Origin of the sequence: Paenibacillus allorhizoplanae (assembly GCF_927798215.1) — a bacterium.
GTDB lineage: Bacteria > Bacillota > Bacilli > Paenibacillales > NBRC-103111 > Paenibacillus_E > Paenibacillus_E allorhizoplanae.
The window spans coordinates 32,816-56,713 of record NZ_CAKMMW010000026.1 but is presented as its reverse complement, the minus strand read 5'-3'; the positions used below and the strand labels follow the sequence as shown (position 1 = coordinate 56,713).

The 23,898-nt window shown below is 47.6% G+C and carries 18 protein-coding genes and 1 tRNA gene; 13 read left to right on the top strand and 6 right to left on the bottom strand.

Annotation, left to right across the window (positions count from 1 at the left end; all coding sequences use genetic code 11):
• Positions 1–9: 9 nt before the first annotated feature.
• From L6I86_RS29480 to L6I86_RS29465, 4 genes are all read right to left on the bottom strand, one after another.
• Positions 10–447, bottom strand: a complete 438-nt coding sequence (locus tag L6I86_RS29480) for a DUF5658 family protein (protein WP_236292030.1) — start codon at positions 445–447, stop codon at positions 10–12.
• An 81-nt stretch (positions 448–528) separates the two neighbouring features.
• Positions 529–600 (bottom strand) — tRNA-Lys (locus L6I86_RS29475).
• A gap of 119 nt (positions 601–719) precedes the next feature.
• Positions 720–2,276, bottom strand: coding sequence for an ABC-F family ATP-binding cassette domain-containing protein (locus L6I86_RS29470; protein ID WP_056618568.1), 1,557 nt, complete (start codon positions 2,274–2,276; stop codon positions 720–722).
• 96 nt (positions 2,277–2,372) lie between these two features.
• Positions 2,373–3,116: a spermidine synthase gene (locus L6I86_RS29465; RefSeq protein ID WP_236292029.1), complete on the bottom strand. Its 744-nt coding sequence runs from the start codon at positions 3,114–3,116 to the stop codon at positions 2,373–2,375.
• A gap of 241 nt (positions 3,117–3,357) precedes the next feature.
• Here L6I86_RS29465 and L6I86_RS29460 point away from each other — a divergent pair, with 241 nt between their 5' ends.
• The 8 genes from L6I86_RS29460 (at position 3,358) to ybaK (ending at position 13,384) form a co-directional block, all read left to right on the top strand.
• Positions 3,358–4,317, top strand: a complete 960-nt coding sequence (locus tag L6I86_RS29460) for a carbohydrate ABC transporter permease (protein ID WP_236292028.1) — start codon at positions 3,358–3,360, stop codon at positions 4,315–4,317.
• Complete coding sequence (locus L6I86_RS29455; protein WP_236292027.1) at positions 4,314–5,159, top strand: carbohydrate ABC transporter permease; 846 nt, start codon at positions 4,314–4,316, stop codon at positions 5,157–5,159. Before L6I86_RS29460 ends, L6I86_RS29455 begins: the two co-directional genes overlap by 4 nt.
• An 81-nt stretch (positions 5,160–5,240) precedes the next feature.
• Complete coding sequence (locus L6I86_RS29450; RefSeq protein WP_236292026.1) at positions 5,241–7,010, top strand: sensor histidine kinase; 1,770 nt, start codon at positions 5,241–5,243, stop codon at positions 7,008–7,010.
• Positions 6,988–8,598, top strand: coding sequence for a response regulator transcription factor (locus L6I86_RS29445; RefSeq protein WP_236292025.1), 1,611 nt, complete (start codon positions 6,988–6,990; stop codon positions 8,596–8,598). The genes L6I86_RS29450 and L6I86_RS29445 overlap by 23 nt, the downstream gene beginning before the upstream one ends.
• A 185-nt stretch (positions 8,599–8,783) precedes the next feature.
• On the top strand, positions 8,784–10,115 hold the full coding sequence (locus L6I86_RS29440; RefSeq protein WP_236292024.1) for an ABC transporter substrate-binding protein: 1,332 nt from the start codon (positions 8,784–8,786) through the stop codon (positions 10,113–10,115).
• A 179-nt stretch (positions 10,116–10,294) separates the two neighbouring features.
• Entirely contained in the window at positions 10,295–11,278 is a 984-nt protein-coding gene (locus L6I86_RS29435) for an aldo/keto reductase (RefSeq protein WP_236292110.1), read from the top strand.
• Between the two features lie 148 nt (positions 11,279–11,426).
• Positions 11,427–12,590 (top strand): tryptophan synthase subunit beta, encoded by a 1,164-nt coding sequence (gene trpB / locus L6I86_RS29430; RefSeq protein WP_236292023.1) that lies wholly within the window; start codon positions 11,427–11,429, stop codon positions 12,588–12,590.
• Between the two features lie 320 nt (positions 12,591–12,910).
• Positions 12,911–13,384, top strand: coding sequence for a Cys-tRNA(Pro) deacylase (gene ybaK / locus L6I86_RS29425; protein ID WP_236292022.1), 474 nt, complete (start codon positions 12,911–12,913; stop codon positions 13,382–13,384).
• A 58-nt stretch (positions 13,385–13,442) separates the two neighbouring features.
• Here the strand turns inward: ybaK and L6I86_RS29420 are convergent, their stop codons facing one another.
• A complete protein-coding gene (locus L6I86_RS29420; protein WP_236292020.1) occupies positions 13,443–14,333 on the bottom strand; it encodes an AraC family transcriptional regulator in 891 nt (296 codons plus the stop codon).
• A gap of 122 nt (positions 14,334–14,455) precedes the next feature.
• Here L6I86_RS29420 and L6I86_RS29415 point away from each other — a divergent pair, with 122 nt between their 5' ends.
• The 3 genes from L6I86_RS29415 to L6I86_RS29405 all read left to right on the top strand — a co-directional run bounded on the left by L6I86_RS29415 (position 14,456) and on the right by L6I86_RS29405 (position 17,723).
• Complete coding sequence (locus tag L6I86_RS29415; protein WP_236292018.1) at positions 14,456–15,529, top strand: Gfo/Idh/MocA family protein; 1,074 nt, start codon at positions 14,456–14,458, stop codon at positions 15,527–15,529.
• 70 nt (positions 15,530–15,599) lie between these two features.
• Positions 15,600–16,436, top strand: coding sequence for a sugar phosphate isomerase/epimerase family protein (locus tag L6I86_RS29410; protein WP_236292015.1), 837 nt, complete (start codon positions 15,600–15,602; stop codon positions 16,434–16,436).
• A 990-nt stretch (positions 16,437–17,426) separates the two neighbouring features.
• Positions 17,427–17,723 carry a hypothetical protein gene (locus tag L6I86_RS29405; RefSeq protein ID WP_236292013.1) on the top strand — a complete coding sequence of 99 codons (297 nt, stop codon included), beginning with the start codon at positions 17,427–17,429 and terminating at the stop codon, positions 17,721–17,723.
• 136 nt (positions 17,724–17,859) lie between these two features.
• On the opposite strand, the gene L6I86_RS29400 is transcribed toward L6I86_RS29405, so the two are convergent.
• A complete protein-coding gene (locus L6I86_RS29400; RefSeq protein WP_236292010.1) occupies positions 17,860–20,187 on the bottom strand; it encodes a response regulator transcription factor in 2,328 nt (775 codons plus the stop codon).
• Positions 20,188–20,342: 155 nt separating this feature from the next.
• Between L6I86_RS29400 and L6I86_RS29395 the strand changes: the two genes are divergently transcribed.
• Positions 20,343–21,863, top strand: a complete 1,521-nt coding sequence (locus L6I86_RS29395) for an extracellular solute-binding protein (protein WP_236292007.1) — start codon at positions 20,343–20,345, stop codon at positions 21,861–21,863.
• Positions 21,864–22,286: 423 nt separating this feature from the next.
• The gene (locus tag L6I86_RS29390; RefSeq protein WP_236292005.1) at positions 22,287–23,825 is read left to right on the top strand and encodes an extracellular solute-binding protein; all 1,539 of its coding nucleotides are present in this window, start codon (positions 22,287–22,289) and stop codon (positions 23,823–23,825) included.
• Positions 23,826–23,898: the final 73 nt, after the last annotated feature.

Sequence of the window (23,898 nt, the reverse complement as noted above, 5' to 3'; positions counted from 1 at the left end):
GAATCTACGCTACGCAGAACCAGCGACATACGTTAGCCCGTACGAGAGCCAGACGAAATGATACACATTGACGGCTGCATAAACGATAACCGTGAGGGTTAGGCAGGGCTGCACCCATAATTTCTGGCGAATATAGGGATATATGAGCATTAGTGCGAGAGGGAATATGAGTTTCACGAGATAATACGCGATGATGTGCCATTCGTAGAGATGGCGGATGAACGGATTGGCCTCTTGAATGAGGGCTAGCTGCAAGCCGATATCGGTAAATAACGCGTCGAAAAAGCAGAGAATGAGCAGCAATACCAGCAGTTTGCTCTTAAACATGGATCGAACAACAAGCATACGGTTCCTCGCTTTCCGTGGCTTCATTCGGATGCGTTCCGGAGCATCGGGCAGGGCAGAGATGAGGAGGACGAATCCCGTTACTGATACATAATGTATCATCACAGGAGCAGTTTGTCCAGTTCAAAGCGGTGTATGAGAAAATCCCCCTGCGATCCGATGAAGATCGAGGGGGATTCAATATAGGCCCGGTGGGGGTCGAACCCACAACCTACCGGTTAAGAGCCGGTTGCTCTGCCATTGAGCTACGGACCTAAGATCGCTTAATTGTAACATGCTGCGTAAGATTGGGTCAATCTATTTTCCAGAACCTGCCTTGAAATAAAGAGCTTACCCCAACGTAAATGGGGCAAGCTCTTCAAGTTACGTGTGGATTAGAATACTTTCGTTGTCCACGACTCACAGTTCCAAGTCTCTGTCACGACATCGCGATAGAAGTCAGGTTCATGGGAGATCAGGATGATGCTGCCTTTGTACGCTTTCAGTGCACGCTTCAGTTCTTCCTTCGCATCAACATCCAAATGGTTCGTCGGCTCATCGAGCACAAGCAGGTTAGTTTCGCGGTTGATCAGCTTACATAGACGGACTTTCGCTTTCTCGCCACCGCTGAGCACGACAATCTTGCTCTCGATATGTTTGGTCGTTAGTCCACATCGAGCAAGTGCCGCGCGCACCTCGAATTGGTTCAATGAGGGGAACTCGTTCCACACTTCATCAATACACGTATTGTTGTTGGATTCCTTAATTTCTTGTTGGAAATAGCCAACTTGTTGGTTTTCACCTTTATGCACGGAACCTGACAACGCAGGGATTTCGCCTAAAATGCTGCGCAGCAACGTCGTTTTCCCGATCCCGTTGGCACCGACGAGAGCAATTTTCTGCCCGCGCTCCATGCGCAGGTTAAGCGGACGGGATAACGGTGAGTCGTAACCGATAACCAGATCTGTCGCTTCAAAGATGAGCTTGCCGGCTGTACGTCCTTCTTTGAAGTTGAACTGTGGCTTCGGTTTCTCTTTGGCAAGCTCAATGACTTCCATCTTGTCGAGCTTCTTCTGTCTGGACATCGCCATATTACGAGTGGCGACACTCGCTTTGTTACGTTGAACGAAGTCCTTCAACTCCGAAATTTCCTGCTGTTGGCGTTTGTATGCGGACTCCAGTTGGGATTTTCTCATTTCGTGAACTTCTAGGAAATGATCGTAGTCGCCAACATAGCGGTTCAAGGCTTGATTTTCCATGTGGTAAATCAAGTTGATTACGCTGTTCAGGAACGGAATGTCATGTGAGATAAGGATGAAGGCATTCTCGTATTCATTCAGATAGCGTTTCAACCATTCGATATGCTGTTCATCCAAATAGTTCGTAGGCTCATCGAGAAGCAGAATGTCTGGCTTTTCCAAAAGAAGCTTCGCCAACAACACCTTCGTACGCTGCCCACCGCTCAAGTCATTTACGTCTTTATCTAAGCCGATATCTGTCAGACCCAGACCGCGGGCCGTTTCTTCGATTTTGGCATCGATCATGTAGAAATCTTGATTCGTTAAGGTATCTTGAATTGTTCCTACATCTTCGAGCAAACGCTCCAGCTCTTCAGGCGAAACGTCGCCCATGCGGCCATACATATCGTTCATTTCTTGTTCCATATCGAACAGATACTGGAAGGCACCTTTTAACACGTCGCGCATTGTCATGCCTTTGCTAAGTACCGCATGTTGATCGAGATAACCAACGCGCATGCGCTTGGACCATTCGACTTTCCCGTCGTCCGGCTGCAGCTTGCCGGTAATGATGTTCATGAAGGTCGATTTCCCTTCACCATTTGCGCCAATAAGTCCGATGTGCTCGCCTTTCAACAGGCGGAAGGATACATCGTTGAAGATCGCGCGATCCCCAAATCCGTGACTAAGTCGTTCTACGTTTAATATGCTCATGAATGACACCTTTTCTATTGAACTTTTTTCTCTTCTTACATTTTATTATAAACGATAGGAAGCAAACAACTCCCTCAGGTGAATAAAAAAAGGAAATTAAGCTTCATCCATCAGGATATGCCCATAGCCAGGCTCTATTTCGACGAAGCCAGCCATATGGCGCATGTGGCGGGTGATCGGTTTATTTTGACCCATCAGGATCATATTCTGCAAATCCCGGCGTCCCTCAGAGGGGAGAGCGAATGCTTTAACGTGGTTAAACACTTCACGAAGTGTTGTGTGAATAGCGGCTAAGAGCGGGTCATGCTCACCTTTACCCATTAAATTCAGAAGGATAGCGCCTCCCTCGTCGAGCTTTGATTGGGCGATTTGAAAAAAGGTTAATGACGTTAATGACAGCGGGGTGCCCTTATCAGTAAAAGCATCAATAAGGATGTAATCATACGTTCGTGGAGGCTCGTTGTTTAGAAGCTGCCTGCCGTCACCGATGCGCACATTGTCCTGGTTGTAGCCGAAGAAGCGCCTGCTCAGCGCCACGACATGTGCATCCAACTCCGCAACGGTGAAGCGTTTCTCTCTCAGGTGGGAAGCGATCGTACCGATCCCGTGACCGATAAGGAATACACGCTCAAAGCGGGGGGCATTAACCTGCATGAGATGAATCATAGCTCGTGGATATTCGAAAAGGATACGATCTGGATGCTCCAAATCCATCGCACCTTGCATGGCTTGATTGGAAAACTCCAAGACGCGAAAGCTCCCTTTTTCATCAGAAAAGGTGTTGGTGTCATAAATGGAGATGTCATGGTGGGAGGTTTGTTCCTTGTATAGCACGTTCAACGATCGGATCTCCTTCGATAATAAGTATGTGGATAGTATATCATAGCGCGGCAAACTGCATAGCCAGACACAGGGAACGATATGACAAGTCATAGAGCAAGAAATGTTGTAGGAGGTTTTTTGGGTCTGGGTTGTGTTCGATAGGGATGAAGTTGTGTTCAATCCTCTCATTTTCTTGGGGGGAGGGCTCTTTTATACTGATGATAGATGAAATTACTATTAGAAAAGGGTGAGCCCCAATATGCGCACACAACCTACGACAAATGCCAATAAACAGGCTCAAAAGCGGTTCTCCGCCTTTAACTGGAAGGGCCGCTGGGAATCGCCTGTAGCAGGGTATTTGTTCATCTCCCCATGGCTGCTTGGCTTCTTGCTCTTAACCTTATGGCCGATGATCCGATCGGTTTATTATTCCTTTACCAAATTTACGTTGCTGGACGCTCCCGATTGGATCGGCTTGAGAAACTATGAACGCATCTTCGCCGACGATGAAACGTTCAGACAGTCTCTCACTGTCACGCTGATGTTCGTTGTCATCTCCGTGCCAATCAAGCTGGTGACTGCCCTGTTGGTCGCTATGCTGCTCAACAAGAACATAAAGGGTATTTCCATTTACCGTACATTTATTTATTTGCCATCTCTGATCGGAAGCAGTATCGCCGTCGCGGTTCTATGGAAAAATATTTTCGGGATCGACGGTTTTATCAATAAGTTTTTAAGTATTTTTGGGATAGAGGGGATCAGCTGGATCAGCAGCCCTGGTACGGCTCTGGGCACTTTAATTATTTTGGTGGCGTGGCAGTTCGGCTCTTCGATGGTTATTTTCCTTGCAGGGTTAAAACAAATCCCTTCGGAGCTCTACGAGGCTTCTTCTGTCGATGGCGCGTCGAAGCTCAGACAATTTTTCAACATTACGCTGCCGATGCTTTCCCCGGTTCTGCTGTTTAATCTGGTGCTGCAGACGATTGGCTCGTTCCAAATGTTCACGCAGGCTTTCATTATTACAAAAGGCGGTCCGATCAACTCTACGTATATGTATGCACTGTATTTGTACGAAAGAGCTTTCGCCCGTTATGATATGGGCTACGCTTCGGCCTTAGCCTGGATATTGCTTGTTATTATTGGCATTGCGACTGCCCTGATCTTCGCATCATCCCGTTACTGGGTATTCTATGAGACTGAAGGAGGTCGTAAGAAATGACACTAATGCAACGCCGGACTCTCGGCTCCCATATCTTTTTAACCCTATTCAGTATCGTTATGGTCTATCCCATCTTGTGGTGGGTTGGAGCGGCATTTAAATCCAATGATGAGATGAGCTCGCCTAATTTATTCCCGAAGGTATGGTTGTGGAGCAACTTCACCGACGGCTGGGTTGCGCTTCCGAAATTTACGTTTACGCACTTCTATATGAACTCCTTCGAGCTTATTGCAGGCGTGCTAATTACATCAGTGCTTTCTTGCAGTCTCGTCGCTTTCGGCTTTGCCCGACTGGATTTCCCGCTCAAAAATTTCTGGTTCTCTATCCTGATGGTCACGTTGATGCTGCCTAGTCAGGTGACGTTAGTTCCGCAGTATATTATGTTCAATACATTCGGTTGGATTAATACGTATCTGCCGTTCTATGTCCCGCATGCTTTAGCTGGCGGTATCGGTGGACCCTTCTTTATTTTCCTGCTTATTCAGTTCATTCGGGGACTTCCGAAGGATCTGGACGAATCGGCCAAAATCGACGGCTGCAGTTGGTTCGGCATTTACTGGCGCATCATCCTGCCACTCACCAAGCCTGCACTAGTTACGGTAGCGATCTACTGTTTCTTGTGGAACTGGGATGATTTCTTCGGTCACTTGTTGTATATCAACTCGGTGGATAAATATACGGTAGGGCTGGCACTGAAATTGTTTGTAGACAGTCAATCTGCCTTGCCTTGGGGCCAATTGCTGGCGATGTCACTCGTATCCATTGTTCCTTCGTTAATTATCTTTTTTATGGCTCAGCGCCATTTTGTTGACGGCATTGCGTCAGGTGCAGTGAAGGGGTAATATTTGGAGAGTTACTTGAAAAGCTGCGATATTGTGCAGCTTTTTTGGCTTTCATGATTGCCGCCTGAAGGGAGAGCTCGAATGAACTTATTCAAACGCGTGCGTATTGACCGCTTGTTTTTCGGGAGCTTCGCTTCTTTCCTAACGATCTTGCTGCTCGTTTTTACTTGGATTAGCTACAATACGACGTCCAAGGAACTCGCGAATACGTCATCGTACTACCAGCAAGATATGCTTAATGAGTTGAATAAGCAGATCGATATCCAGCTGAAATCAATCGAACAGATGTCACTTGCTGCATCCCGAAATATGAATACGATTGGCTATGACCCCTTTGAAAAGGATCCGTTCGAGTTATTTCATCGAAGGGACGATATGCTGCGGATGCTGGCAAGCATCACCTACAGCACGACGATGGTGCAGTCTATCTACTTATATATAGACAATCCAACTAAGACCGATCCCCAAGCTCCTGTGCAAATTCTGGATATGAAGCATGTTCGGGAGGAGCCATGGTATCCGGAAATCCAGAATTCAGATTTCGCCTGGGTCGGGGAGCGGACGCTCCCAACCAATAAGGGGCCACAGCAGTTTATCAGCTTCGCCCGCAAGCTCTATAACAATTCGGACAAATATTATGGGCTGCTGATGCTTAACGTGAAGGCAACAGCGATTGAGGGCCTTGTTCGGGGGGAGTCCGCGGGTAAAGAGAAGAACAGGCTGTTATTGGATGCAAGCGGCAGGACAATTGCCACGATTGGTAAGCCGACTTTAAGTGAAAATGATCTTAAACTGATCAGCAGTAAGGAAATCGCTTCGAATTATATACACCTACCGGTGAACCAAGATCAGGGTGAGGGAGCTCTGCTCGTATGGAGCAAGGTGCGATCAGACTGGATGCTGATTGAAATTACCCCATGGAATGAGATCGTACACGGCAGTATCCGCCTAGCTTATATTCTAGTCACTGTCGGTCTGACGGCCATATTCATCACTGCCTTCTTCACGTTGTTTCTATCCAGACAGTTCACGAAGCCAATTCGATTGTTACTGTCGAGAATGGGACGAGTGCCTGCTGCAGGGGCTGCAATGGATCTGCCCACCGATTACGAGAACGAGTTCGGGAGCTTATTCAATGGGTACCGCCGGCAAATGGAGCGGATTGAAGAATTGCTGCAGTCGCTGCAATCCCAGCATAAGCGTAAGCGAGAAGCGGAGATATTGGCGCTGCAAGCGATGATAAATCCACATTTTTTATACAATACCTTGGATCAGCTGAACTGGATTGCTATTGATTCTGGACAAGAGAAAATCAGTACTATCGTTTCGTTAATGGGCAAAATGTTCCGTATTGGTCTTTCCAATGGTGAAACGGTTATTCCAATTCGGGATGAGCTGACGCATGTAGAGTGCTACCTGCAAATTCAAAAGATTCGTTGGGGTGAGCGTCTTACTTTCACCATTGAAGTCGAAGAGGAATTAAAAGAACTGTATATTTCGCGTTTAACGATACAGCCCTTTGTGGAGAATGCGTTCATTCATGGATTTCATGGCAGGAGGGCTGGGGAGGTTCATATCGCCCTTAATCGTAAGGAAAACGAATTGGAAATTATCATTACCGATAATGGCGTAGGGCTGAGGCCAGAATGGGATGTACCGAAGCCGCGCAAAACCGGAGGCTATGGCGTTAGGAATGTGATGGACCGTATTGCTGCCTATTTCGGGGAGCCTTACGGAGTCACGATGCGAAGCAGAGAGGAAGGTGGAACGGAAGTGGTTCTGCGGCTACCTGTTCTGCACAATAAATCCGAAGTGGAGGAGGCTTTTCATGTGGAGAGTACTTATAATTGATGATGATTTTCAAGTGCTGGAAGGGATGAAGAAATCGATCCCTTGGGAGCGGTTAGAGGCGGAATGGGTAGGAGAAGCGATGGATGGGCAGGAAGGAATTCAGAAGGTTAAAGAAACGAGCCCAGACATTATCATAACCGACATCTATATGCCTGTGATGAATGGTCTCGAGATGATTGAGCAACTGAAGCAGGTAGGATTTGCGGGAGAAATCATTATCCTCAGTGGTTATTCCGATTTTCAGTACGCGCGTCAAGCGCTGCGATTGCAGGTAAGCGATTACTTGTCAAAGCCGGTCACGATGGATGAGCTTAGTGGTGTGCTGGAGCGGGCTATCCATGAGCTGGAGACCAAAGAACTGGCGAAGCTAGAGCAGGAGGAGACGCGGCGCAGGTTACTGATGTACGAGCCCTTCGTGCAGAAGGAATGGTTGAAGTCGGTCGTCACGGGTACGTTGGGTCGGGCTATAGCGGAGGAAAGTATGGAGCCGATCGACGAGAAATCGTGGCTATCGCAGAAACATCTCATCATGGGCATCGAGCTGATGGGGACAATCCGTGTATCGAATCTCACTTTAACGGACTGGAGCTTGTTCCGGTTCGCCCTGGCTAACATCATTCGCGAAGTGCTTGAGCGGGATTGGCCGCTTTCTGAGTTCATCGAGCTGCACAGCCATCATGCTGCCATCGTTTTTCATATTCCTTTAGAACAATCGGATGCAGTAGCTCTAGCGAGTATAAAGCGTATCGGAGCGTACATTTCGGAATGTACTCAGACCTATTTGAAATTAAGTATCCGTGTCGGAATTGGGAGTGTGCAGACGGACTGGAGACAACTCTCTGATTCAACAGAAGAGGCTTTCTTGGATCTCCTGCAGCAAACGCTGAACGGAGATCAGGGGACTCGCTTGTCCAATCCGGATGCTGCAGAGCCCGAGTTTACGATTCGCCCTATCAAGTTTTATCAAGAGCTAGCCGAGGCTATCGTATATGCGAAGCAAGAGGAGACGCTTGCGATTGTGGATGCCTACTTGGCACAGCTCCGCCAGATGCCTTCCGTAACGCCAGCATATCTGCAATACTTATGTTCGGAGCTGTGGACGATTCTGGCCTATTCGCTATACAGCACCGGCGTGGTGCTCGACGATCTGTTCCCTGGTCTGCCGGCAAATCAGGAAATTACCAAGATTCAGACGATCGAGGAGCTCCGGGATTGGCTTGAAAATAAAATCTCCGGCATTTCCTCACAGCGTGGATGGAGCGAACACTCTAAACATAAGGAAGCCATTGATTTCATGATTCAATATGCGCATGAGCATTATGCCGAGGACATTGCTTTGGAGGATCTGTCGAAACAGCTGTATCTAACCCGCAATTATTTGAACCGGATGTTTAAGAAAGCAACGGGAGAAACCTTTACGAATTATTTAATTCGTGTAAGGCTAGAGAAGGCCAAAGTACTTCTGACAGAAGGTAAACACATGATTTACGAGATAGCAGAAAAGGTAGGCTACAAAAATGTGGCGTACTTCAGCTCCATTTTCAAAAAACATTATGGTATGAATCCCAGTGAGCTCGGAAAGAAATAGGTTGTGCTCGATTGTGGTAGAAATGTGTTCATTACCCTTATTTTGATTGTGTCCTTCGGTTTATATAATGAAGTTATAAGCGCGCTGCTGATGAATGGAGTTGCTACTGTACCTTCGTTCCTTTTATCGGAAAGGCGTTGACACATGGACCTGAATATGGAGTACAGGAAGGGGTTAGCAGAATGATGAACAAGCAGATAAAAAGATGGGGTTTACTGACAGTTACAGCACTTACAGCTGTAAGCTTGACCGCTTGCGGTGGCAATACCACTACCAGTACCAAAACAGGTGAAAGCGCAAAACCAAGCGGTGGTGCAGCAGCAACAGCAGCAGTGGTCGATAATAAGCCAGTGAAACTCCGCATTGTATGGTGGGGCTCACAAGCCAGACACGATGCCACCTTGAAGGCACTTGATGCTTACACGAAGAAACATCCGAACGTTACGTTTGAGCCGGAATTTTCCGGATTTGATGGCTATGCGGATAAGCTTGCCACTCAGGCTGCGGCGAAAAACGCACCAGACGTCATCCAAATGGACCCGGCTTGGTTAGCTGAATATAGCGGAAGAAACCAGCTCGTGGATTTGTCCAAAGGCATTAATACGGCGGATATCGATAAATCGCTAGTCGATTCCGGTAAATATAAAGACAAGCTGTATGCGATTCCACTAGGAAATAATGCTACGGGGATGTTATTCAACAAGAATGCAGTGGACAAACTGGGTATCACACCTCCGGCTAATGGCTGGACATGGGATCAATATTTCCAATTCGGCAGGGATGCGAAAGCAAAGCTAGAGAAGGACAAATATGCCTTAATGGATGCGACGAATGATTACACCGTTTACTCTTCCTACCAAAGCAGCCAAGGCAAGGGCTATCCGGTTACGGTAGATGGCAAATTCAATTTGGACAAAGATACGTACATCACGTATGCGAAGAAATATGCGGATCTTCGTAAAGAAGGCGTAGTTCCTCCACCCGATGTTGCAACGACAGATAAAGAATCCGATGCGAAGATGGATTTGATGAACAACGATACGGTCTTGATCAAGCGCAGCTTCGCGGCCCTATTGCCTGGCTTTGACGGCGTGAAACCAGGCGCTTATAAGTTTGTTACGCAGCCTAAAGGTGTTCAAGCCAGCGGCTTCCTGAAACCGTCCATGTTCTGGTCCATTAGTGCGGATTCCAAGAACATAGAAGCGTCTAAAGCGTTTATCGACTGGTTTGTAAACGATACGGAAGCAGCGGACATTTTGACGACAACGCGCGGTGTACCCGTTTCCAAAAAGGTTCTCGAGTATTTGACACCGAAGCTGACTCCTGCGGATAAACAGCAAATCGAGCTGATCAAGAATGTCGCACCAGACGCTCAACCATTTAACCCTGGGGCTAAAGGCTGGAGTAACTACACAGCTAAGGACTTTAAGGATATAGGTGAAAAAGTGATGTTCGGCAAAATTACGCCGGAAGCGGCTTATGATGAATTGGTAAAGAAAGCGAAGGATTATCAATAAATTGCGGGAGTAAAGCACTTCATGAAAAACTCAGGTCGTCGGGACTTTCTCGATAACTTGAGTTTTTTGCGTTGGCGAAGCTCAACCTCGCCACTAGCGTGAATTGGGTGATTCCTACGGGTATCGTGTATAATCAATGGGAGAATCACATCATAGCTAGTAAGGAATAGGTGAATAGTATGGTGGGGAAAGCAGTACTCCGGCAGTTGGGCAGTTCGTCCTTAGCCTTATCGCCACTCGGACTTGGCTGCTGGCAATTCAGCAATGGTCAAGGAATGGTTGGCAAGTTTTGGCCAGTTCTGAAGAAAGCGGATGTGCGCAGCATCGTTCAGACCAGTCTCAAGGGCGGGATTAATTGGTTTGATACAGCGGAGGTTTACGGAAAAGGTCAATCCGAGCAAATGCTGGCGGAAGCGCTGCGCGAAGCAGGGCCTTTGGCTGACGGAGCACATATCGCGACGAAGTGGTGGCCGTTCCTTCGCACCGCGAGCAGCATCACGAGTACGATCGATGAGCGAATTCGGTTGCTGGAGAATCGGACGATCGAACTGCATCAGGTGCATCAGCCTTTTTCGTTTTCATCCGTTCGAGAGGAAATGACTGCGATGGCAGGGCTCGTGAAGTCAGGTAAAATCAAGAACGTTGGCGTCAGTAATTTTTCTGCTGATAAAATGCGTGAAGCTGACCGCGTCCTCCGCGAGCACGGACTTCGCCTCATTTCCAATCAAGTGAAGTATAGCTTGCTGGATCGCAGGATTGAGCACAATGGGATCATGGAGGCTGCCAAGGAGCTTGGTGTCGGGATTATCGCGTACTCACCGCTGGAGCAGGGGATCTTGAGCGGCAAGTTTCACAAAAACCCAGAGCTGGTGAAAGCGATCAAGGGTCCGCGTAAATTCACATCGGCTTTCCGTGCTTCGGGGCTGCAGAAGTCGAAGCCACTGATCGACAAGTTAGATGAACTTGCGCAGCTATATGATGCATCACCAACGCAGATCGCGCTGAATTGGCTGATTCATGCGCATGGGGAGACCGTGTTCGCCATTCCAGGTGCTTCGAAAACGCATCACGCGGAGGAAAATGTGAAAGCCTTGCAATTCACACTGACAGATGAAGAACTGAAGCAGATCAGCGATGTCTCCAATCAGGTGCTGAACCAATAAGAGAAGCCTCCAATCACTTCATTGTGAGTTGGGGGCTTTTACTACTTCTTGCAGTTGTAAAATGTGCAACCCCGAAACTGGGTATTTATGGTACGATAAAAGCTAGGTCGGACAGACTACTACTATTTGCATTGGAGGCGCTTACAGTATGAATCAGGAACAATTGCAGGAAGGGTATTTTGGGGAGTTCGGAGGCAGCTTCGTACCGCCAGAATTACAGGAAGTGCTAAATTATCTGAGTGAGCAATTCTATAAGTACAAAGACGATCCGGAATTTAATGATGAATATAGTTATTATTTACGTGAATATGTGGGTCGCGAGAATCCACTGACCTATGTGAAGAGGTTGTCGGAGACTTGGGGCGGTGCGAAAGTTTATCTAAAGCGTGAGGATCTGAACCACACAGGTGCGCACAAAATTAACAACGTAATCGGACAAATTCTGCTTGCCAAGCGGATGGGCGCCAAGCGGATTATCGCCGAGACTGGAGCCGGACAGCATGGCGTCGCAACGGCGACAGCCTGCGCCATGTTCGACATGGAATGTATCATCTATATGGGCGCTGAAGATACGCGTCGTCAATCCTTGAATGTTTTCCGGATGGAGCTCCTTGGCGCTACCGTTGTTCCGGTTCACAAAGGGCAAGGTCGCCTGAAGGATGCCGTTGACGAAGCCTTAGGAGATCTTGTTCAGAACTACAAGAACACGTTCTACTTGCTTGGTTCTGCCGTCGGTCCACATCCGTTCCCGTCGATGGTTAAACATTTCCAATCGATCATCAGTGAGGAATCCAAGCGTCAGATTCTCGATAAAGAGGGTCGCCTGCCAGATGCGGTTATCGCCTGCGTAGGGGGAGGGAGCAACGCGATCGGCGCGTTTGCCCACTACCTAGACGAACCATCGGTTCGCTTGATCGGAGTCGAGCCAGATCAAGCGCCTACGTTGACCGAAGGTGTACCGAGCGTAATTCATGGCTTCAAGTGCCTGGTACTGCTGGACGAGGAGGGCAACCCACGGAAGACGTATTCGATTGCAGCGGGTCTCGATTATCCTGGCATAGGGCCGGAACATAGCCATTTGAAAGTAACGGAGAGAGCGGAATATGTGACAGTCAGCAATGATGAAGTTTTAGCGGCATTTCAGGAACTGTCCCGCACGGAAGGGATCATTCCCGCGCTCGAGAGCGCACATGCTGTCGCTTATGCGAAGAAGCTTGCTCCGACGATGAGTAAGGATCAAATCATCATCATTAACCTCTCTGGTCGCGGTGACAAGGACGTCGAGCAAGTGTTCCAAATGCTTGAGAAATAAACGAGCTTATGATCCCGCCACGATGGCGATAAGTGGGGCACCCCAAGGGACTGAAGCAAATCAACGATGTCTCGAACCGGGTGCTGAAGTCATAAACGATCGGCAATAAGCCGTCATGTAAATGTAACAAGATTGACATCTTATCTTCAGGTAGATTTAAGGAAACGAGCCTATACTAAATCTCGACCCCCTTTTAAATATAGATAACTTGAGACCTGCGGCCCGTTGCTGTGGGTCATTTTTTTTGTTAACCCTTGCGAACACGCCTTGATTAAGTAAAATGGAACCATACGTTTAGCATTTCGGAAAAAGGTGAGAACATGGTGAAGACGAATGCTTGTCGCAAATTGGATTCGCTCAAAATTCCCTATACGTTGCATGAATACGAGTGGGATGAAAATCAATTAGATGTCCGCACGGTGGCCGAAAAGGTTCATTTGTTAGTTAGTCAACTTTATAAAACATTAGTTTTGAAAGGGGATAAAACGGGGGTAATCGCGGCCTGCATCCCTGGAGATCGAGAGCTTAATTTAAAAAGTTTGGCGATCCAAAGCGGTAATAAAAAGGTAGAAATGGTTCCTGTAAAGGATATTCAGAATCTTACGGGATATATAAGAGGCGGTGTCTCGCCGCTTGGTATGAAGAAAAAGTATCCTTTCTTCTTGGATAGTTCCGTGACAAAGATGGAGCTGGTCAGCATTAGTGCAGGCCGTCGTGGGCTGCAAATATTTATAAGCGGTGCTGATTTAGTTAAAGCTTCTGAGGCAAATCTTGTGGACATAACAAGTACATAGCTACCTGCAAAGAACCCGCTATTCGCGTAGTGCGAAATGGCGGGTTCTTGTTCAACACCTACGTCACCGCACGACCATGCTCAACCCGCCTATACTCCTTCGGCACAATGCCCTTACTCTCTCGGAATATCCGCGAAAAGGTTTTGTACGAGCCATAGCCAACTTCCAAAGCGATCTCCGTGACACTCATGTCGGTGGAGACCAGCAGGCTGCAAGCATAACGCAAGCGCAGATCGTGCAGGAAGTGGACGAAAGTTTGGCCTGTTGTTTGCTTAATCACTTCGCTGATACGCGACACGCTCATCGTGAAGCGAGCTGCCAGATCGGACAACGCCAGATCCTCTTGATAATTCCGATGGATATAATGAATAATCGGCCACACGGCGTGGCTGGACCTTGAAGGGGATTTGGCCAATGTTGCTGCTTCTTCCTCCTTGCCTGCGTGCTGGAAGCGATGCCGATCGAAGCGGATCAGAATTTCCTTCAATTTGGCCTTCAGCAGAGTCTGCCTGTACCGTTCGTCGCCATGATACTCATTCACGATCTCTTCAATGAGAGCGGACATCTTCTCCTGTTCAGCACCTTCGAACTGTACATAAGCAGGTAATCCATTCGAATCATTGAACAGACCAGAGAGACCTTGATCGTTCCCCGGCTCCATAAGTAAATCCATACTGAACATGCCGTTGAAGAGAACTAGTTTTTGACCTGGATCCGTAAAAATCTCATGTACTTGATAGGGCAGCACAAAGGTGAACGTGCCAGGTGCCATCGTATGTTTCACATCATTTATCGATTCTGCGCCATGTCCTTCGACCACATAGGAGAACTCGAGGTAGTCATGGCGGTGCGCGCGAAAACCGTGCTCCAATGTATTTCTACTAAGGTGGAACGGGAAGGGGGAGTGCATATTTGGGTACGTTTTCAGATAATCTGGAAAATACGTCATGATCAGTCAGGGCTCCTTCGAAAAAATGGGACGTTTTCCGAATATACGGTACGACTTCTTAGTGATCTTATTTTATCATAAAAGCAGAGTCAACAGCGTGTACTTATGAGGAGGAACGAATCGTGGAAAGCGTTAACAAAATTAGAATTGGGATTATTGGTGCAGGCAATATTGGCGGGGTTCATATTCGGGAGTTTTCAAAGCTGGCGGAACTCTGTGAGATAACGGCGATTACGGATGCGTACTTGCCTTTGGCTACAGCGAGAGCGCAAGAGCATGGCATTGCTCATGTGGCTGCCACACCAGAAGAGTTGATTCAGAGCACGAACGTCGATGCTGTCATTATCGGGGTGCCGAATCAATACCATGCTTCCCTTGCTGTCCAAGCGATCGAAGCGGGAAAACATGTCCTTATCGAGAAGCCAATGGGCATTAACGCCGCAGCGGCTAAACAAATATATGAAGCAAGCAAAGCGGCCAATACGATCGTGATGATCGGTCACCAAATGCGTTGGGAATCCGTTCCTATGCAGATTAAGGAGCAAGTTGAAGCGGGCGAGCTAGGCAAAATCTACACAGCCAAAACGGGCTGGTTCCGCCGCAAAGGCATCCCAGGTTGGGGAACATGGTTCACGAGAATGGACGAATCCGGTGGCGGTCCTTTGATCGATATCGGCGTTCATATGCTGGATCTTGCCCTTTATTTGATGGGGAATCCGAAACCAGTTTCTGTAGTTGGCGCAACGTATGCGGAATTCGGACCACGTCGCAAAGGGATTGGCACATGGGGCAAGCCGAACTGGAACGGTACGTATGATGTAGAGGATTTGGCGACTGCGCTGATTCGTATGGAAGATGGCAGCACGCTGACGCTTGAAGTGAGCTGGGCAGTTCACATGGACACGGATAACACGCCTTTCGTGCATCTGATGGGCGCGGATGGCGGAGCTAGTTACAAGGGACCTACGGGGAAATTGCTGACAGAGAAATTCAACCGTCCGATCGAGACGGAATTGAAAAAACCTGAGAATGATGAAGGCGAGCGCCTACGTCTTAGCCTACATTTCCTAGATTGTATTCGTGAAGGCAAACAGCCGATCACATCGGCGCTTTCCGGTTATACGAACAATTTGATTCTCGATGCGATTTATGAGTCTTCGCGTACAGGCAGCGAAGTGAAGTTGAACTGGGATTAGTTGCGGATAGAACGAAGAACAGACTGGGAAAAAGCAAGCTATAGCAGAAACCATTTGGAGGGATTATCAGATGCTTAGAGGGTTAACGAGAGCAGGGCTTGGCAAGATCGAGAGTAATGAGCAGTTCATCGAGTTAGCGGCAAAATATGGCTTCCAAGCGGTCGACATCGACGCTGTGGGCCTTGTAGAAACGCACACCGTCGCTGGTGCTCGTGAGTTATTAGAGAAGAATGGACTCGTCGTCGGGTCCATCGGTTTGCCCGTGGAATGGCGTTCCACGGAAGAGGTGTTCCGCGAGGGGCTGCCGAAGCTAGCCCAAGCCGCGGAAGCGGCAGCAGCGCTCGGCTGCACGAGCTGCTGCACGTATGTGCTGCCCTCGACGGACCTCGGGGCAGCGCACTTCATGGCGCTCGCGACGCGCAGATTGCGCACGTGCGCCCAAATCCTAGGCGCCTACGGCATCCGCCTAGGGCTGGAGTTCGTCGGTCCGCATCATCTGCGGACACGGTGGCAGAACCCGTTCATCTGGACCATTGATGAAACGTTGGATTGGATCGATGCGATCGGTGAGCGCAACGTGGGCTTACTGTTCGATTCGTACCACTGGTACACGAATGGTGGGACTGTCGCGGATATCGAGAAGCTCCGCGTCGATCAGATCGTGCATGTGCACATCAACGATGCACCGGATGTGCCGGTGGAGGAAGTGCTCGACAACGGACGTGTGTATCCGGGCGAGGGCGTTATTGATTTGGCAGGCTTCCTGCAAGGCCTGCAGCGTATTGGTTACACCGGAGCCGTGGCGCAGGAGATCCTGACGGCCGAAGCGCCGACAGATTCTCCGGAGAGCTTGGCGGAGCGGTCCAAAGCTGGCTTCGACAAGGTGTATGCCGCGGCGGGGTTGTAGGTTGTGTGTTGTGTGTTGTGTGGAGAGCGAATCCTTCGGGATTCGCTTTTTTGTTTCTTTGGGGCGGGAGGTGCAGTCGATCATGGAGGGGAATTATTCTATGAAAAATGCAAATAGGCAACCTTTTCTCCTCATTTATCCTCAGAATTGGAAAATGCGTGCAAATAGGCAACCTTTCTATCGGATTTCAAGGTAATCTCCTCAAATCAGACTGAATTGATGCCAATTCGCATCAATTTCTAATAAATGAGGGAATACCGCTGTCAAAACTTCACTTTTGCAGTTCTGACAACCCCAACCCCAACCGCAACTGCAACCCAACCCAACTCGTACCTGCGCGTTCCTCCACGTGTAGAACTCGTCCACTTGTATGCTTAGCTGCTACTGTCACTAACCAGAACTTAGCTCCATTGGACAATTCCAGTGGAGGGGGAATTTAAACTAGCTAAAAACAAATTTGAGTGGACAAATCCACTCAAAACGAACAAAAAGGGTCTTTTGGGCCCGATATGGGGTTGCTTACGTGGATAAATCCAATGTAGAAGGAAATTTGGGCCTATTGGATTGGAATACACTGTATTTGTCCAATGGGTAGGCCTACTTCGAGATTTTATCCAAATGCACGGAGAAATCACGCGTGAGAGAAATAACTGGATTTCCTCCCGCTAATTCGCGGACAATGCACGTCTTGGGACAAATAACTGGATTTCCTCCAGTTATTTTCCTCTCTTTTCCGCCTCCCCGCCGAAAAGCCGAAAATTAGATGTAGGAAATCCAACTATTCGCAAATACTCGGTGAATCCGCTGGAATTAGATGTAGTTTTTCCAGCTAAATGGAGCCACGGCTAGTCACAATCCATCTTCCGCGGCGATTCCCACCAAACAACGCATCCCATTCGACAAAAATTCCTACATTTCGTCCCTAAACTGTGACAAACTTCTCAGGGAAACTCGGGTACGATTTTAAAAAAGCGAAAAGGAGATAAGATCATGCAAATTAAGAATAAACAGGACATCAGCTTGATTTTGGACAACTTTTCAAACTTCGCAGAGTGGGACGCAGCAGGGAAGAAGCTTTACCTTATTTTTGCTGATAAAAAACGTGGAGGTCAATGGACCTTAATGAGTTATGAAGACGAACGCTTCAGTGTGCATGGCGTGGGGAAAGATTATGAGGACGCAGAAGAGTTGTTCTTCGATGAGCGTAATCAGGTGCTCTCCTTCCTGTGGGACAACCGTGCCGCGCTTAAAGCAGCGGTCGAATCCAGCCAAGTCGTTTCCGCTTAATCGCGTAGAAACACAGATCATCTGGACAAGCCTCCTAGAGGCTGTCCTACCATCTCGCAAGTACATCTCGCGAGACGAACAACAGCCTGCGAAACCACCAACATTCATGTGGTGGCTTCGCAGGCTGTTTGCTTTTTTAAATCGTACTAGGCGGCAAGCCCTCCCTCTGCTTATCCCGGTACTGACCGGGCGTAAGCCCTTCCTGCTTGCGGAAGGAGCGGATGAAATTCTGCGAGTTGTTGTAACGCAGCTTCGAAGAGATATCCTTGATCGGCATATCGGTCTCGGAGAGCCATTTTTTCGCCATATTGAAACGGTAGTTCGATAAATAATCACTGAAGGAGCAGTTCGTCTCTTTGCGGAAAATGCTGCTCAAATAATTGGCATTGTAATGCAGGCGAGAAGCGCATTCTTCGAGTGTCAGATCCGTGTCGTAATAATGCTGCACGAGATCGATAATTTTCTCGGATATGTTGTGGTACTGCGCATCCTGACGGTCGCGGTAAATTCGGATCAGCGGATGGATAACCTCTGTCCAGAACCAGTCCTCGATCTCGGCGGTCGTATGCAGACCGAGCACTTCCTCGAACAAAGAGCCTTGGTTCGGATGAATCTGATTCAAGGCGATGCCGGATTCCTGCATCATCATGAGCAAGTTGTTGAGCAGCCGCGCCAACGGGATTTGATACTCCTGCGGGGTGAGCTGCGCCGCGAAAACAGCATGCAGCAGCTGCTTCAACAGCTCGCGGGATTTATCCTTTTCGGCTAGCTTAATGCTGTCGATCAGTTCATTCTCAAGAGGCTTCGGATAGTTCAAATTCAAGTAATGCTTCCCTGAGTTGATATTCTCATACTGTATGATGATGCCCTCGCCAAGCTTGATACGATGCTTCAAAGCCTCGAGTCCTTCTTTGTAGGCCAGCGACATCTGGGTGAACGCATGAATCGGCAAGGAGATCCCAATTGAGATGTGCAGCTTCAGGAAGTTATAAATATGCTGTTGAACCTGCTCGGTTAGGCCGTACACCATCGTACGGAAGTCACTGTCGACGCTGTCTGAACTCCCGATCATGGTCACAATGGTCTGGTCAATTAGGATCGGCGCTAAGCGCTGCTCCGTAGGGATGAGCTCCTCCATCATGTTGTGCACGGCGAAGAGCAGCAGCTCCATGTCCTTTTTCTCATAACGAGTGTGGTCGATGGCGTCGATTTGGATGGTGATGACGGACATCGTTTTCCAAGCAGCAATATGGTCGGTGTAGCCGAATTGGGCAAGCTTCTCTAATAGCTCAGTCGGCTTAATATGCCCCTGAAAAGCCTTGATCAGGAAGAAGGTCCGCACCTGACCGATATGTTGATGAACTTCTTTTTCGAGCTGCGATTTCGATTGGAACAACGTGTGCACATGCTCACTGATCATCTGAAATTCATTCGCTTTGCGCTTCTGATTCCCGCTCACCAAGCCTCCGATTTGATTCAGAAGAAGCTGGATCGGTGAGTACATTTTACGTGAAACCAGCCATGCGAGTACCAAAGCAAGAAGCAGCATCAGGACGCAAATATAAATTGTATAGGTTCCGATTTTGCTGGATTCCTTGGTCAAGCTGTCAATCGAAGTCAGGGAAAGATAGGTCCAGTTGTTCAGATTCGAACGCAGATAAGTAACGGAATAAGGCTTATCGTGAATGCTGGCGCGGAACTGCCCGCTCACGTCTTCATCAAGGTGTGCCAGGTCGGTTAGGCCAGCAGCTGTGATGGATTTTCCGATGAGACCCGGATCCCGATTCATTACAATTCGCTTGTGTTCATCCATGATGACAATGTCATCGGGATGTTCGCTATCACTTTGAATCATATCCTTCAGGGAGCAGGCAGGGATATTAGCTAAAGCGAGGCCGAATTTATCGAGTCCAGTGGTCGGCAGCTTTTTAACAAGCGAAATACTGTAATCACAGGTCACGCTTCGCGCATTTTCTTCGGTGTAAAACCACTCGGATGGATTCAGAATCCACATGCTATTGTCTTGCGTGTTCATCAGGGAAATCAATTTATCAGCAAATGGATAGTTGTCGAATTTGTAGAGTCCTGAATTTTTGATCATCCAATTCTGTTTCGCATTAATCAAGAGCACATCTTCCAGTCTCGTGTCAAAAGATTGCATATACCGAATCTCACTTCGCAGATCATCGTACATCATGAAATCGGTTACAGTCAGTGGCATGTCCATGGCCTTTTTGAGAACAGTGGAATTGATGACCTGATTTAGTGTATGGTTGACAGTGGTTAATTTCTGCTCTACATTGGAGTTAATTTGGGTGATTAACTGCATTTTTCCTTCGTTTACATTTTTTTGGATTTCACTAGACGACGTAAAGAAGGCGAAAGCACCGATAAAGATCACAGGCAGCGTACTAAGCAAGAAGCTGAATATCGTCATTTTGCTAAGAAAACTTAAAGAGCGCATCGTATCCAACACCTTATCTGTTCAAAGAATCATTCGTCAGACTATCTATGTATTGTAGTCAAGAGTGCGGTTCAGATCAATAATCATCTGCAAATGGGATAATCATTATCTCATATTTGCCGCCCAAAACACAGCTGTTGCAAGGAGGAGTTAACATGAGAAGTGGGATAGTTGGCCAGCGGTTAAAGTGGACAGGACGAATGAGTATAGTTCTTATTGTCATCATGTTGATCAGTGCCTGTCAGAACGACAACACGCCAAAAGCAGAAAATGATAAAGGCGCAAGGCCTGTTATTTCTATTATGGCACCTCTTCATTTTCCGCATCCGCCGATACCAGAGCTTGTCCAAGCGATTGAGAATAAGACGCAAACGAAGCTGGAATTGAATTGGGTTCCGGATGGCATCTACACGGATAAAATGAATACGGCCCTTACGACGAACTCGTTGAAAAAGGCGACCTACGTGAAATATACGGACTACATGCTGATGAAAAATTCGATCCGTTCCGGCGCATTCTGGGATATTGGACCGTATTTGGCTGCGTATCCGAATTTGAAAAAGTTAAATAAAGAGATTTTGGGGCAAGCAGCAGTCGATGGCAAAATTTATGGCTTATATACCGAGCGCCCGTCCTCTCGGCAAGGCATTATTATTCGTGAAGATTGGCTGAATAATCTGAAGCTGAAAAAGCCAACCAATCTTGATGAACTATATGAAGTGCTCAAAGCGTTCACTTTTGGTGATCCTGATCGCGACGGGAAGGACGATACGATCGGATTAACGGACCGCAATGATCTGGTGTTCGGCTCCTTTAAGACGCTCAGTTCCTATTTTGGGACACCGAATAATTGGGGTGTTTCGGGAGGTAAGCTTGTACCAGAGTTTGAAACGCAGTCCTACGTAGATGCGATGAATTTCATGAAGAAACTGTATGATGAGAAGCTGATTAATTCGGATTTTGCCGTAACGAGCAAGGAAGTACAGCGGGATAAACTGATTCGCGGCACGGCTGGCGTGTACATTGGCAGTATGCAGGATGTGCAGCGTCTTTCCGATGAGGCGCAGTTAGTGAATCCGGAGGCAAGACTGACGTTGGTGAATCATATCGAAGGGCCGCAAGGATTTCATATTTGGTCCATTCCTAACTATAGTGCGTTATATCTCTTTTCGAAAAAGGCGATAAGGACTGAGGCGGAACTGAAGCAGATGCTGCAGTTTTTTGATCGGACGATGGATAAAGATGTCGCTAATCTCATGAAGTACGGCCTAGAGGGACGGCATTATACGGTTAAAGATGGGCAAATCCAGCTCTCCGAAGAGACGTCGAAGATTCGTGTTAATGAAGTCAACGCGCTGTATGCGCTAATGATCGCCGATTTGAACAATCCGAACGTTATTCCCGTTGTGGAAAGTGAATCTTTGTCCCAGCTGGCCGATACGCTTAGCTTGGATAATGAGAAATACGTCGTCAAGGACCCGACATTAGGCGTTGAGTCGAAGACTTATGACGAGCGAGGCGTCGAGCTGTACAAAATCATTTCCGATGCGACGTACAATTATATCCTGGGCAAGCTGGATAAAGCGGCTTTTCAGCAAGAAGTCGAGCGTTGGAAGCGCGGCGGCGGGAATCAGATGATACAAGAGTATAATGAGGCGTATGGGAAGAAGGGGTAGTCGGGACTATCACTTGCGAACTCGGGAGCATTGTGCGAATAACTGGATTTCTTACAGCTAATCTCGACAAATTTCGTTGGGAAATGCGATTGGATGGAAAAAAGGTAGTTAATTTGAGCTACTTCGACCAAATGAGTAGTGCCTCCTTTCCGGAGGGAGCCGCACACAAGTTGAGATTGTACAAGTAAATATATGATAACGAGTCTACCAAATGGTAGGCTTTTCTTTTGTCGTTTTAGGCCTAAAGACTCAACCCCACGGCCAGAAAGGCCTCCTCAATAATCATCTCCCCTCCCGATAATCATCATCTCACATCCCGCGTCATACATGGGGTATATGAGTAAATGATTGTTTCGGTACCCATAGCGAACCGTGTAATGTGTGAGTTGTAGCACACAACATTTTCACGGAGGTCAAACCGATATGAAGAGAAATTTAGTTACGATTCCACTAAGCGTACTACTCGTTTCGAGCTTTGCTTTGGCAGCATGCGGAGATAAAGAAACACCAGCATCAACAACGGCAGCATCAACAACGGCAGCAACTACAACAACAGCACCGAAGCCGACAGACAATACACCGACAGCAATCACAATCATGGCACCATTGAATACGGCACAAACACCACCAGATACGATTATTAAAGAACTTGAAAAGCTGACGAACACGAAGCTGACGTATCAATTCTTCCCGGCAGACACGTATGAAGAGAAGTTGAATACGACGTTTGCAACAGGTGCGCTGCCACAAGCAACGTATTTGAAAAACCAAGCAACATTCATTCAAATGAAATCGGCGATTCGTGACGGACAGTTCTGGGAGATCGGACCTCTATTGAAAGACTTCCCGAACCTTAGCAAATTGAAATCAACAACGAATGACAATACGAAAGTCGATGGCAAATTGTACTCCTTGTACCGCGGCGTAGACATCGCTCGTCAAGGTCTCATCTACCGTAAGGACTGGGCAGACAAGTTGGGGCTGAAACCTCCTGCTAATTTAGATGAATTGTTCGCAATGGCGAAAGCATTTACGGAGAACGATCCGGATGGCAATGGTAAAAAAGATACGATTGGATTAACAGATCGTAACGATCTCATCTACGGAGCGTTCAAAACCATTGCTGCTTGGCAGGGCACACCAAATAACTGGGGCGTGAAAGACGGCAAGCTAGCTCCTGAATTCATGTTCCCGCAATATGTAGCGACCATGGATTATTTCAAAAAAATGCGTGATGCTGGCTACATCAATAAAGATTTCGCAGCAACAAGTAAAACGGATCAACAAAAGCTATTCACGAGTGGTGCAGCAGGTATGTATATCGGCGCCATGACGGATGTTTCAACATTGAACAAAGACTTGGTTAAAAATGTACCTACTGCTGTAGTAGATGTTCACAGTATGGTTGCTGGACCTGACGGCAAATTCGCAGCATGGGCACTGCCTGGCTATGCAAACGTTGTTCTATTCCCGAAATCCGCGAATAAAACGGAAGCTGATCTTCGCAAAGTACTTGCTTACTTCGACAAAATGATGACACCAGAAGTAGCTAACATGGCGAACTGGGGCATTAAAGATGTGAACTACAGCGTAACAGATAACAAAGCGAAGAAGCTGGATGAAGAAAAATGGACACGCGAAGTGAAACCATTCACAGATGCAGCAATTGGTGATGAGGATACGTCCGGCAGATTCTTGGGTATTCCAACAATCCCAGCACAAGGCAAAGCAGATGAGTTGAAAATTGCTAACCTGAAGTTCGCAGTTCAAGATCCAGTAGCTGCACTAGATTCCAAAACAAACCTTGAAAAAGGTGTTCAAGCGCAAGCCGTTATCACGGATGCAACGAACAAATACATTTACGGAACAATCGATAAAGCAGGCTTTGATAAAGCAATTGAAGATTGGAAAGCTCGTGGCGGCAGCAAAATCATTGAAGAATACAACGCACTTAAAAAGTAATTCTGCAACAAGTGTCTGACAAGTCAAGGTGAGAGGGCTGCTGAAACCGCGGCGGCCTTCTCCTTTTAAGGAA